General features: G+C 71.4%; 9 protein-coding genes and 2 pseudogenes (1 of these 11 running past the window's edge). 8 read left to right on the plus strand and 3 right to left on the minus strand.

Annotated features, from left to right (window positions below):
• From E6G06_17215 to E6G06_17225, 3 genes and pseudogenes are all read left to right on the plus strand, one after another.
• Positions 1 to 559: pseudogene (locus E6G06_17215) on the plus strand (helix-turn-helix domain-containing protein) (it extends 377 nt beyond the left edge of the window).
• A gap of 53 nt (positions 560 to 612) precedes the next feature.
• Complete coding sequence (locus E6G06_17220; GenBank protein ID TML87786.1) at positions 613 to 2,028, plus strand: DUF2207 domain-containing protein; 1,416 nt, start codon at positions 613 to 615, stop codon at positions 2,026 to 2,028.
• A complete protein-coding gene (locus E6G06_17225) occupies positions 2,028 to 3,392 on the plus strand; it encodes an FAD-dependent oxidoreductase (GenBank protein ID TML87787.1) in 1,365 nt (454 codons plus the stop codon). The genes E6G06_17220 and E6G06_17225 overlap by 1 nt, the downstream gene beginning before the upstream one ends.
• Before the next feature lie 17 nt (positions 3,393 to 3,409).
• Here E6G06_17225 and E6G06_17230 read toward each other — a convergent pair.
• Positions 3,410 to 5,126, minus strand: a pseudogene (locus tag E6G06_17230) (acetyl-CoA carboxylase biotin carboxylase subunit).
• On the opposite strand from E6G06_17230, the gene E6G06_17235 reads away from it, so the two are divergent.
• Complete coding sequence (locus E6G06_17235) at positions 5,044 to 5,862, plus strand: biotin--[acetyl-CoA-carboxylase] ligase (GenBank protein ID TML87788.1); 819 nt, start codon at positions 5,044 to 5,046, stop codon at positions 5,860 to 5,862. The pseudogene E6G06_17230 and the gene E6G06_17235 sit on opposite strands and share 83 nt — an antisense overlap.
• 5 nt (positions 5,863 to 5,867) lie before the next feature.
• On the opposite strand, the gene E6G06_17240 is transcribed toward E6G06_17235, so the two are convergent.
• Positions 5,868 to 6,866: a 4-amino-4-deoxychorismate lyase gene (locus E6G06_17240; protein TML87789.1), complete on the minus strand. Its 999-nt coding sequence runs from the start codon at positions 6,864 to 6,866 to the stop codon at positions 5,868 to 5,870.
• A complete protein-coding gene (locus E6G06_17245) occupies positions 6,686 to 7,678 on the minus strand; it encodes an anthranilate synthase component I family protein (protein TML87790.1) in 993 nt (330 codons plus the stop codon). The genes E6G06_17240 and E6G06_17245 overlap by 181 nt, the downstream gene beginning before the upstream one ends.
• A gap of 23 nt (positions 7,679 to 7,701) precedes the next feature.
• On the opposite strand from E6G06_17245, the gene E6G06_17250 reads away from it, so the two are divergent.
• Genes E6G06_17250 through rfbD form a run of 4 tightly spaced genes read left to right on the plus strand, consistent with a single transcriptional unit; the run spans position 7,702 to position 12,185 of the window.
• Positions 7,702 to 8,850 carry an acyl-CoA dehydrogenase gene (locus tag E6G06_17250; protein TML87791.1) on the plus strand — a complete coding sequence of 383 codons (1,149 nt, stop codon included), beginning with the start codon at positions 7,702 to 7,704 and terminating at the stop codon, positions 8,848 to 8,850.
• A 58-nt stretch (positions 8,851 to 8,908) separates the two neighbouring features.
• Complete coding sequence (locus E6G06_17255; GenBank protein TML87792.1) at positions 8,909 to 10,363, plus strand: LytR family transcriptional regulator; 1,455 nt, start codon at positions 8,909 to 8,911, stop codon at positions 10,361 to 10,363.
• Between the two features lie 21 nt (positions 10,364 to 10,384).
• Positions 10,385 to 11,341 (plus strand): dTDP-glucose 4,6-dehydratase, encoded by a 957-nt coding sequence (gene rfbB, locus E6G06_17260; protein ID TML87793.1) that lies wholly within the window; start codon positions 10,385 to 10,387, stop codon positions 11,339 to 11,341.
• 4 nt (positions 11,342 to 11,345) lie between these two features.
• On the plus strand, positions 11,346 to 12,185 hold the full coding sequence (gene rfbD / locus E6G06_17265) for a dTDP-4-dehydrorhamnose reductase (protein TML87794.1): 840 nt from the start codon (positions 11,346 to 11,348) through the stop codon (positions 12,183 to 12,185).
• The last annotated feature ends 647 nt before the right edge of the window (positions 12,186 to 12,832 follow it).

Raw genomic sequence — 12,832 nt, forward strand, 5'->3', positions numbered from 1 at the left:
GGCCGAGCGCTTCCCGGCGGTCGACGTCGATCGCTCGGTCCTGTACGTCGACGAGGGACGGGTGCTGACGTCGGCGGGCACCGCAGCCGGGATCGACCTCTGCCTGCACATGGTGCGGCAGGACTACGGAGCGGAGGTGGCCAACGTGTTCGCCCGTCGGATGGTGGTGCCGCCGCATCGCGATGGGGGACAGGCCCAGTTCGTCTCCGCGCCGATTCCACCGGCGTGCGCGGACGACCCCGTCGCCCGCACGCTCGACTGGGCCCTGGTGCACCTCGACGAGGACCTCACCGTGTCCGCGCTCGCAGCGCGGGCCGCCATGTCGGCGCGCACGTTCGCCCGCCGTTTCGTCGCCGCCACCGGCACCACGCCGTTGCAGTGGTTGCTGAACCAGCGTGTGCTCACCGCGCAGCGCTTGCTCGAGACCACCGATCTGCCCATCGAGCGCGTCGCCGAGCGCTGCGGCCTCGGGACCGCCGCCAACCTGCGTACGCAGTTCGGGCGCCACCTGGGCACCACGCCGACGGGCTACCGGCGCACCTTTCGGGCGGCAGGTTGACGCTGGCGAGCTCTCTGCGCGGCTAAGCCGGCGACGGATAACAATGCCGCCCGATGATGCTCGCGGCCGAGGTGGTGACGAAGGTCGATCCGCTCGCGGGGGTCCTGGTCGCCGCGCTCGCGTTCGTCGCGGGTTGGGTGGTGGTGGCCGCCGTCGCCTACCTGGCGCACCGGCCGACGGAGCCCGACGCGGCACCCGACACCCAGGAGCTGGGGCCCGAGCCGCCGGCGATCGCCAACCTGCTCACCGGCACCTTCGAGGTGTCGGCCGAGGCCATGCCGGCGACGCTCGTCGACCTCGCCGCCCGCAGGCTCGTCGAGCTGGAGACGCTGCCCGACGGGAGCACGGTGTGCCGGTTGCGCACGAGCACGGCCGACCGCGACGCCGACCTCGCCCCCTACGAGTCGCAGGTGCTCGGCCTGCTGCGCGACAAGGCCGTGAACGGCGTCGTCCCCGCGGGCGCGCTGACCACGGGCACCGGTGAGCGGGCGAGCGCGTTCTGGAAGTCGTTCCGCAAGGCGGTGATCGCCGACGCCCAGCAGCGCGGGCTGTGCCGGGCGGTATGGGGCAAGCGCATCTCCAGCCTCCTCGGGATCGCCGCCCTGCTCCCGTTCCTCCTGATCTGGGCCGCGGGCCGGTTCAAGGCGCCGGACGAGGTGGAGTGGACGCCGCTCGGCGCGGTCACGATCGCGTGTGCGTTGGCGATCGCGTTCCTCGGCGCGCGCATCGCCGCGTCCGACCGGCAGCGGGGCACGGACGCGGGGATGCAGGCCGCATCGCGCTGGCTCGGCGTACGCGGGTACCTGAGCGGGACGGCGACGTTCCCCGACCTGCCTCCCGCGCACGTCGTGCTGTGGGATCGCTACCTTGCGTACGCGACGGCGTTCGGGGTGGCGCGCGCGTGCGTGCGCGCGCTGCCGATGAGCGCCGAGCCCGACCGCCGGGCGTGGAGCTCCTACGGCGGCCGTTGGCGGCAGGTGAAGGTGCGCTACCCGAAGCTGCGCCCGGGGTGGGGCATGTCGCCGTGGATCGCGCTTCTGCGCGGCCTGTTCTTCGGGGCGTTCGCGGGGTTCATCACCTACGTGCTGCTCATCCGGGTCGACCCGCGCGACTCGCTCGACGCCACCGGCCCCGCCAGCCGCTACGTGGCGTGGGCGGTGCTCGGAGCCGGACTGATCTGCCTGCTCGTCACCGTGCGCCTCGGCTCGCTCGTCGTGCAGGCGCTGAACGACCTGTTCGTGACGCGCACCGTGGAGGGCGAGGTGTTGCGCGAGCGCACGTGGGGGACCGACGAGAACATCACTCACTGGGTGGCGGTCGACAACGGCAAGTCACCCGTGGTCCGCGCCTGGCGCGTGAGCCCGGCGCGGGCGACCGAGGTCGACCAGAATCAGGTCGTGCGGGCGCGCGTGACTCCGTTGCTCGGCTTCGTGCGGTCGTTCGAACGGCTGCCGGTAGTCTCGAAGTGATGGCGATTCGGTTGGTGATCATCGGGGGCGGGCCCGCCGGGAACCAGGCGGCGACGCACGCGGCGCGCCTGGGTGCCGACGTCGTGCTGGTCGAGCGCGATGTGGTGGGCGGGGCGGCGCACCTGTGGGACTGCATCCCGTCGAAGGCCATGATCGCGACCGGCGGCGCCATGGCGTTCAACCGCCGCTCGCACGGCATGGGTCTCACCGAGGCCGACGTCACTGTCGACCTCGACGCGCTGAAGGAGCGCATTGCCGCCATCGAGAGCCGCCTCAACCGGTCGATCTTCGGCCTGCTCGAGAGCCAGGGCGTGCGGATGGTGCAGGGCAGTGGGCGGCTGGCGGGACCGCACGAGGTCGTCGTCGAGACGGCCGACGGCAGCGTGGAGGAGCTGCACGCCGATGCCGTGTTGCTGTGCACCGGCAGTCGCCCGCGTGTTCCCGACTGGTGTCAGCCCGACGGTGACCGCGTCCTGACGACGCGCCAGGCCTACCCGCCGCCCTCGTTGCCCGAGCACCTCGTCGTCGTCGGGTCGGGTGTGACCGGCGTGGAGTTCGTGCACATGTTCGCGTCGTTCGGCTCGCGGGTGACGCTCATCGTGAGCCGGCAGCAGGTCCTGCCCCAGAAGGACCCGGAGGTGGCGGCCGCGCTCGAGCAGGACTTCGTGCAACGCGGTGTCGTGCTGCTGAAGGGGGCGCGGGCCATGGGTGTCGAGCGCGACGGCGCCTCGGTGGTCGTGCACTGTGACGACGGCCGCAGAGCTGCCGGTTCGCACACCCTGCTCGCCATCGGGTCGCTGCCGAACTCCGAGGGCCTCGGTCTGGAGGACGCGGGCGTCGAGGTCGACGCCGGCGGCTACGTGCCGATCAACCATCACTGCCAGTCGAACGTGGACCACATCTATGCCGCGGGCGACCTGTCGGGGAAGCTGCCGTTGTCGTCGGTGGCCGCCATGCAGGGCCGCAAGATCGCCGAGCACGTGATGGGGCTCCACACGCGCGACCACCGCCACCTCGACTACGACAAGGCCGCGTCGGCCATCTTCACCGAGCCGGAGATCGCCGACGTGGGCCTGGCCGAGGCGGAGGCGTTCGCCGAAGGCCGCAAGATCCGCGTGACCAAGGTGCCGTTCTCGGCCAGCGCGAAGGCGCTCATCAACGACGACCCGCGCGGGTTCGTGAAGATCCTGTCCGACCCCGCGACCGGCGTCGTGCTCGGTGGCTCGATCGTCGGGCGCCATGCGGCCGAGCTCATCTCGGTGATCGCGGTGGCCGTGACCGCGCACCTCAAGGTCACCGACATCGTCGAGAGCGTGCTCGTGCACCCCACGCTGTCGGAGGCGCTGGCCGAAGCGGCGGAGTGAACGGTGGGGAGAGGGGTTCAGCCGATGACGGCGACGACGTCGCCGGCGCTGACGGTGTCGCCGACGCTCACCTTGATCTCGGCGATGGTGCCCGCCTTCTCCGCGGTGATCTGGTTCTCCATCTTCATGGCCTCGAGCACGCACACCGCCTGACCCATCTCGACCGGGTCGCCCACCGCGACGAGCACCTTGAGGATCGTGCCCTGCATCGGCACGCGCACCTGGTCGGCCCCTAGCACCGCCCCGCCGGTGGCGATGGCCCGCGCGCGCGGACGGCGGGGGCGCAACCCACCCGGGGCGGGCGCGACGGGCGCGACGTCGGGCACCCAGAGCCGCACGTTGTAACGGCGGCCGTCCACCTGGCTTGGCCGGCGCGGCGATGCCCGAGAGATCGAGCCTCTCCTCCACCCAGTTGGTGGAGTGCGTGGCGGCCACGAAGTCGGGGTGCTCGAGGATCGCCACGTGTGCGGGGATGGTGGTCGCCACCCCTTCGATCTGCGTCTCGCGCAGGGCGCGGAGCATGCGCAGGCGCGCGTGCTCACGGTCGCTGCCCCAGACGACGAGCTTGGCGATGAGGTTGTCGTAGTACTGGCTGACGGTGTCGCCTTCGTCGTAGCCCGCGTCGACTCGCGTGCCGAAGCCGTCGGGCCGGCGGAATCGCGTGATCGTGCCGGGCGACGGCAGGAACCTGCCCCCCGCCGAGTTCTCGGCGTTGATGCGGCACTCGATCGCGTGGCCCCGCCGCACGATGTCCTCCTGCGCGAGCGGCAGCGCCTCACCCGCGGCCACGAGCAGCTGCAGCTCGACGAGGTCGAAACCGACGGTCAGCTCCGTGATCGGGTGCTCGACCTGGAGGCGCGTGTTCATCTCGAGGAAGAAGAAGTCGCCGTCCTGGAACAGGAACTCGACCGTGCCCGCGTTGACGTAGTTGCACGCCCGGGCCACCTTCACCGCCGCGTCACCCATCGCCTCACGGATGCGGTCGGGGAACTCGGGGGCGGGGCTCTCCTCGATGAGCTTCTGGTGCCGGCGCTGGCATGAGCAGTCGCGCTCGCCGAGCCACACGGCGTTGCCGTGCGTGTCCGCGAACACCTGCATCTCGATGTGGCGGGGCCAGCCGAGGTAGCGCTCGGGGTACACCTCGTCGCGGCCGAAGTACGCCTTGGCCTCCCGTTGCGCCGACTCCATCGCGCTCGCCGCCGAGGCCGCGTCCTGCACGACCTTCATTCCCCGTCCACCGCCGCCGTACGCGGCCTTGATGGCGACGGGCCAGCCGAACTCCTCGCCGAAGGCGACGACCTCGTCGGGCGACGTGAGCGGCTCGGAGCGTCCGGGCACGCCGCGGACCCCGGCCCGCTCGGCGGCCAGGCGCGACGAGATCTTGTCGCCCATGATCTCGATCGCCTCCGGCGGCGGGCCGACGAAGGTGACCCCCTGCGCGGTGATGGCGCGCGCGAAGTCGGCGTTCTCCGAGAAGAAGCCGTAGCCGGGATGGACGGCCTCGGCGCCGCTGCGAGAGATCGCGTCGAGGATCGCGTCGGTGTTGAGGTAGCTCTCGGCCGCGGTCTGGCCGCCGAGCGCGTACGCCTCGTCGGCGAGGCGCACGTGCATCGCGTCGCGGTCGAGGTCGGAGTAGACGGCGACGGTGGCGATGCCGAGCTCGCGGCACGTGCGGATGACCCGCACAGCGATCTCACCGCGATTGGCGATCAGGACCCGGGAGAACGGCGGCATGGCGTCATATGGTTACAAGATCTGGGACGTTCGCCGCCATGCGGAGCTCGACTCCACCAACCGGCTGGCGGCCGACCTGGCGCGCGCAGGTGCTCCCGAGGGTGTCGTCGTGGTGGCCGACCACCAGACCGCAGGTCGCGGGCGGTTGGGTCGCACGTGGGAGGCGCCTCCCGGCTCGTCGTTGCTGATGACCGTGGTGCTCCGGCCCGCGCTCGATGCCGGCCGGCTGCACCTGGCGACGATGGCCGTCGCCCTGGCCGCGGCGGACGCGTGCGCCGACGTGGCCGGCTTCGCGCCCGAGCTCAAGTGGCCCAACGACCTGGTGGTGCATGATCGCAAGCTGGCAGGAATCCTCGCGGAGGCCGGCTTCGAGGGGAACGCGCCTCGATGGGTGGTGGTGGGAATCGGCCTGAACGTCAACTGGCCGGCGGAGCTGCCCGCCGAGCTGTCGGGCATCGCGGTCGCCGCCAACCACCTCGCGGGTCGCGATGTCGATCGCGAGCTTCTCCTCGCGCAGCTGCTCGAGGGGCTCGCCAACCGCTGCTCCTCGCTCGACGCGGTCGCGGAGGACTACCGCCGGCGCTGCAGGACGATCGGTCGAGACGTGCGGGTGGAGCTGTCCGGCGAGACGTTGCGCGGGCGCGCGGTCGATGTCGACGACGCCGGGCATCTGGTCGTCGACACCGGCGACAACGTGCGCGTCGTGGCAGCCGGCGACGTCGTCCACCTGCGCTGAACCGCTCAGGGATCGATCTCCCGGCGAACGAGGGCTGTGAACGCGTCGGCCGCTTCCTTCGTGCGCGTGCCCGGCGCGGCCGACAAGACGCGACCGTCCACCGCGCGCACGGGTTGCACTTCGCGCGTCGTCGACGTGAGGAAGGCCTCGTCCGCGTCGGCCAGGGCGACGAGCGGCAGGTCGTCCTCCGACGCGTCGGTGAGCTCGAGGATGAGGTCACGCGTCACCCCGGCCAGACACCCGGCGGACAGTGGAGGCGTGAGGACCCGGCCGTCGATGCACACGAACACGTTGGTGCCCGTGCCCTCGCACAGGTTGCCGGCCAGGTTGGCGAACACCGCTTCGGTCGCGCCCCGCTCGCGTGCGTAGTGGAGGGCGACGACGTTCTCGCCGTAGGAGATCGTCTTCAGGCCGGCCAACGCGCCGCGCTCGTTGCGCGGCCAGGGCACGGTTGCCACGTCGGTGGGGCCCGGCGGCGGCCCGAGCGGCGCGCCGGCCACGATGACGGTCGGTGGGCCCGGGCCCCGCTCCGAGCCGAGAGGCGACGGCCCGCCGGTGACCGTGATCCGCAGGCGCGCGTCGCCCAGACGGTCGGCCGCGACCAGCTCGTCGAGCGCGCCGCGCAGCACCGATGCGTCGGGGAGGACGAGGCCGAGGCCCGCCGCCGAGCGGGTCAGGCGCTCGAGATGACGGCGCACCGCGAAAGCACGGCCCGCGTAGACCTTGAGCGTCTCGAACACACCGTCGCCCGTGAGGAGCCCGTGGTCGAACGCCGTCACGTGGGCCTCGCTCGCGTCGACCAGCCTGCCGTCGATCCACACGCTCACGCGGACGCCAGGCCGATCAGGGTGCGGGCCTTCAGCTCGGTCTCGTCCCACTCGCCCGCGGGGGTCGAGTCGTAGGTGATGCCCGCCCCCGTGCCGAAGCGGAGGCTGCCGTCGGAGAGCCAGAACGTGCGGATGGCCACGTTGAGCTCGCCCCGGCGGCCGCCCGCGTCGACCCATCCCACCGCGCCGCAGTAGACCTCACGCGACGCGGGCTCGAGCCGGTCGATGACATCCATCGCCGCGAGCTTCGGTGCGCCCGTGACCGACCCCGGAGGGAAGGTGGCGGCGATGAGCGCGGACCATCCCACTCCCGCCCGCATGCGGCCCGACACCGTGCTGACCAGGTGGAACAGTCCGGGGTGCGCTTCGGGGACGAGGAGCCCGGGCACCTCGACCGAGCCGTGCTCGCACACGCGGCCGAGGTCGTTGCGCACCAGGTCGACGATCATGACGTTCTCGGCGCGGTCCTTGGCGAGGAAGCCGTCGGCGGTCGCGGCCGTCCCCTTGATGGGGCTCGACCACACCCGCTCGCGCTCGCGCCGGAGGAACCGCTCCGGCGAGGCCGACGCCACGTGCATGCCGGCGGACGGCACCCGCACGACGGCCGAGTAGGGGGCGGGGTTGCCCTCCGCGAGCGCCGCACCGAGCGCGGCGACGTCGGCGTGCGCCGGGGCCCGCGCCGAGAGCACCCGGCAGAGGTTCACCTGGTACACGTCGCCGGCCGCGATCGCCTCGCGGACGGTCTCGACCCCCTTCTCGTAGCCCGGCCGGTCGAGGCTCGACACCCACGAGCCCGGCGCGGGCCCCTGCCAGCGGGGGCCGGGCCACGGCCGGGCCGGACGCACCCGGTCGAAGCGGGCGCACACGGGGGCGCCGTCGTAGGGCAGCACCACCGCCCACCAACCCTCGCCGTCGAGCGCGTCGAGGTCGGAAGTGACGTCGCGCAACCCCGTGAACAGAAGGCCGCCGACGACGGCGAGGGGCTGCATGGCCTCAGCCTACGATCGTGACCATGGAGTACGACCTGAGCCCGGAGCAGGAGGCCTTCCGCAAGGTCGTCCGCGACTTCGCCGAGAGCGAGGTCGCGCCCTACGCCGAGACATGGGACCGCGAGCACATCTTCCCGGTCGACACCGTGCTCGCGATGGGCGAGCTGGGCCTGTTCGGCCTGCCGTTCCCCGAGGAGTACGGCGGCTCGGGCGCCGAGTTCACCACGTTGTGCATCGCCATCGAGGAGCTGGGCCGGGTGGACTCGTCGATCGCCATCACGCTCGAGGCGGGGGTCGGCCTGGGTGCCAACCCCATCTTCTCCTTCGGCACCGAGGAGCAGCGGCAGCGCTGGCTCCCCGACCTGTGCGCGGGTCGGGCCCTCGGCGCGTTCGGGCTGACCGAGCCCGACGGTGGCAGCGACGCGGGCGCCACTCGCACGCGCGCCTCGCTCGACGAGAGTCGCGGCGAGTGGGTGGTCGACGGCCAGAAGGCGTTCATCACCAACTCGGGCACACCGATCACCTCGATCATCACGATCACCGCGCGGACGGGACCCTCCGAGGTGAGCGCCGTGATCGTGCCCGCGGGCACCCCGGGCCTCCAGGTCGACCCGCCGTACCGCAAGATGGGCTGGCACGCGTCCGACACGCACGGCCTGTCGTTCCTCGACTGCCGCGTGCCCGCCGACCACCTGCTGGGGGAGCGGGGCGCAGGCTTCCGCAACTTCCTCGCCACCCTCGACGACGGCCGCATCGCCATCGCGGCCCTCGCCGTCGGCCTGGCTCAGGCCTGCCTCGAGCAGTCCGTCGCGTACGCCAAGGAGCGGCAGGCCTTCGGTGGCGTCATCGGGCGCTTCCAGGCCGTCGCGTTCAAGTGCGCGGACATGGCCGTCGCGGTGGAGAACGCGCGCAACCTCGTCTACAAGGCGGCCTGGCTGAAGGACCACGGCCGCCCCTTCAAGCAGGCGGCTGCCATGGCCAAGCTCTATGCGACCGAGACCGCGGTCAGCGCCACGCGGGACGCCACGCAGGTCTTCGGGGGCTACGGGTTCATCGACGAGACCCCGGTGAGCCGCTTCTACCGCGACGCCAAGATCCTCGAGATCGGCGAGGGCACGAGCGAGGTGCAGCGCCTCGTCATCGGCCGGGGGCTCGGCCTGCCGCTCGAATGAGGCGGCGCGAGCCGCGCGCGCCGCAAACCTCGCCGGGCGCGCTGGTAGCGTGACCCGCGTGGCAGCTCCCTCCCGGGCCACCCCGGCGCGCCGGTGGCCCCGGCGCCTGCTGATCGGCCTCTGCGCCTTCGTCGCTCTGTGCGTCGTGCTCGCGGGGAGCGGCTACGCGTACCTGCGCTGGCGCTTCAGCCAGGTGCACAAGATCCCCATCCCCGGTCTCGCGGAGGACAAGGCGGGCGCGTCCATGAACGTGCTGCTCATCGGCACCGACAGCCGGGCCAACATCCCCGCCGAGGACCGCAAGGCGTTCTGCGAGCGGCCCGACTGCAGCGACCAGGCGGGGCCCAGCCGCACCGACACGATGATGATCCTGCACATCGACCCGAAGCAGAAGAAGGCCGCGATCCTGTCGATCCCGCGCGACCTCGTGGTCACCATCGCCGACACCAATCGCCGCGACCGGATCAACACCGCGTACACCACCGGCGAGGCTCCCCGTCTCGTGAAGACGATCCAGACCAGCCTGGGCGTGCAGGTGAACCATTACGCCGCAGTCGACTTCGTGGGCTTCAAGGCCATCGTGGACGCGGTGGGCGGCGTGGAGATCCCGTTCCCGTCACCCGCGCGCGACCTCAAGAGCAACCTCAACATCCCGCAGGCCGGGTGCGTGAAGCTCGACGGCACCCAGGCGCTGGCCTACGCGCGGAGCCGCCACTACCAGCAACTCGACGGCGGCCGCTGGTCCGCGGACGATCCGCGTGCCGACATCCGTCGCATCGAGCGCCAGAAGGTGTTCATCCAGCGCATGCTGAAGAAGGCGGTGTCGCAAGGCCTCGGCAACCCGTTCACGCTCAACCGGCTCATCGGTATCGGCATCGCCAAGGTGACGATCGACAAAGCCTTCTCGACCAAGGACATCTACAACCTCGCCAAGCGCTTCAGGTCACTCGACCCCACCAAGGTCGACCTGCTCACGTTGCCGACAAAGGCGATCGGGAGCGGCGCGAGCTACGGGGGCGAGCAGCTCGTGGAGCCGTTCGCCCAGGTGCTGATCGACCGCATCAATGGAATCGACAGCACGCAGCCCGGCGGCGCGCTCGCGGTGAAGCCGAGCGACGTGCGGGTCCGGGTGCTGAACGGGGCCGGCACCGCCGGGCTGGCGAGCCGGGTCTCGGGCGACCTCCGCAACCAGCAGTACAACGTGGTGGATAACGGCAACGCCAACAACTTCAACTACGCCGGCTCGATCATCCGGCACCGGCCCGAGGCGATCGTCAAGGCGCAGCTCCTCCAGCGCTCGCTCGTCAGCGGGGCCCAGCTCGTGCCCGACCCGACGCTGCAGGGTGTCGACGTGGCCCTCGTGGTCGGACGCGACTACGCCGGCGCGCGCCCTCCCGCCGCGGTGACCACGCCGACGACCGGCGCAAGCCCGTCCACCACGACGACCACGATCTCGAACCGTCCCCAGCCGGTGCCACCGTCGAAGGGCGCTCCCATCCCCCTTCCGTGTTGAGCATCCCCTAACGTCGGCGGCGTGAGACTCTTCGTCACCGGAGGCGCGGGCTTCATCGGGTCCAACTACGTGCGCCACGTGCTCGCCGGCACCGACGACGAGGTCACCGTGTTCGACGCGCTGACGTACGCCGGCAACCTGGCCAACCTCCGCGATCTGGAGACCGACGCCCGGTACCACTTCGTCAAGGGCGACATCACCGATCGCAGCGCGGTGCTCGAAGCCATGGCCGGGCACGGCGCGGTCGTGCACTTCGCGGCCGAGAGCCACGTCGACCGCTCGATCGTCAGCCCCGACGAGTTCGTCCGCACCAACTGCGACGGCACCAACGTGATCATGGACATCGCGCGCCGGCTCGAGGTGGAGCGGGTCCTGCACATCTCCACCGACGAGGTGTACGGGTCGATCGCCGAAGGCTCGTTCCGGGAGAGCGATCCCCTCGGTCCCCGCTCGCCGTACAGCGCGTCGAAGGCCGGCTCCGACCTCATCGCGATGTCGTACTCCTCCACCTACGGCGTGCCGGTGCTCATCACCCGGTCGTCGAACAACTTCGGCCCCTACCAGTACCCCGAGAAGGTCATCCCGCTGTTCGTCACCAACCTGCTCGACGGCCGGAAGGTGCCGCTGTACGGCGACGGCATGAACGTGCGCGACTGGTGCTACGTGGAGGACAACTGCGCGGCGATCGATCTGGTGCTCCGGCACGGCACGGTGGGCGAGATCTACAACATCGGTGCGGGCAACGAGGTCTCGAACCGGGCGCTGACCGACAAGATCCTGGCGCTGCTGCACCTCGACGAGTCGATGATCCAGCCCGTCGAAGACCGTCTGGGCCACGACCGCCGGTACTCGATCGACTCGACCAAGATCCGAGCGCTCGGCTGGCGCCCGGCTCGCGAGCTCGACGAGGCGCTCGCCGCCACGGTCGAGTGGTACCTCGAGAACCGCTGGTGGTGGGAACCGCTCAAGGCGGTCTGACGGCGTGCGCGTCCTGATCACCGGGGCCGGCGGCCAGCTCGGTCACGACCTCGTGGACGCGTTCGCCGACCACGACACGGTGGCGACGACGCACGTGCAGCTCGACGTGGCCGATCGCGACGCGGTGCTCGCGGCGATCACCGAGCTGCGCCCCGACGCCGTCGTGCACGCAGGAGCGTGGACCGACGTCGACGGTTGTGAGACCGATCCCGACCGCGCCTTTCGCACCAACGCGCTCGGCACCCGTCACGTGGTAGAGGGCGCCCGCGTCGCGGGCGCCCGCGTCTGCTTCGTGTCGACGGACTACGTCTTCGACGGCACGGGCGACCGCCCGTGGGTCGAATGGGATGCGCCCGCGCCGCTCTCCGTGTACGGCCGATCCAAGCTCGGCGGCGAGCGCGAGCTCGATCCCGGCGCGACGATCGTGCGCACCTCGTGGGTGTGCGGCGCGCACGGGCGCAACTTCGTGAAAACGATGTTGCGCGCCGCGGCCGAACGCGACGAGCTCACCGTCGTCGACGACCAGCACGGCTGCCCCACGTTCACCTCCGACCTGGCGGGGGCGATCCGGCGCCTGGTCGTGGCGCGGCTGCCGGGAACGTTCCACGTCACCAACCAGGGCGCCACGACGTGGTTCGCCTTCGCCCGGGCCATCCTGGCCGCCGCCGGCCTCGACCCGGCCAAGGTGCGCCCCATCGCAACGGCCGACCTGCTCCCGGCCCGCCCCGCCCCCCGTCCCGCCAACTCCGTGCTCGACAACGCGGCTCTGCGCCTCTCCGGCCTCCCCCTGCTCCCCGACTGGCACGACCCCCTCGCCCGTCTCGTCGACGAGCTCAGCGTCTAGCAACGCGCCCGCCCCCCAGGGTGGTCACCGTGGACCAATTGGTCCGTTTGACCCATAGATCGCCACCCTCTGCGCAAATACGGTGACGCAAACGCACCACCCGCGGGCGTGCGGGGTGAAGGGGGATCGATGGCTCACGACGGCTCTCGCCGCGGCATCGGGCGCGTCGCACGTGTGCTCGGGGGTCTGGCGGTCCTGTCGTCGGCGGTCGCGTCCGTTGCGGGTCCGTCGTCCGCGGCTCCGGTGACGGTCGGGTACAAGGACCACTCGTACGCCGGCACCACCGCGCCGACCGCGGAGAAGCCGCAGAGCAAGCTCTGGCAACACGATGGCCTCTGGTGGGGTGTGCTGTACCGGACGACGCCCGGCGGTGGCAACTTCTACATCAACCAGTTCGACCCGGCCACGCAATCGTGGATCGACACGGGTGTGCCGGTCGACACCCGGGGCAACGTGCACGTGGATGCGCTCTCCGACGGCGACCGCCTCTACGTGGCCTCGTCCAGCGTGAGCTCGAACGCGACGCTCGACCGCAGCGTCAAGTTCTGGCAGTACGGCTACGACGCTGCGACCAAGACCTATGCCGTCGATGCCGGGTTCCCCGTCGACATCGCGGACGGGCAGCTCACCGCCGCGGTCATCGCCAA

The organism is Actinomycetota bacterium (assembly GCA_005888325.1).
Lineage (GTDB): Bacteria > Actinomycetota > Acidimicrobiia > Acidimicrobiales > AC-14 > AC-14.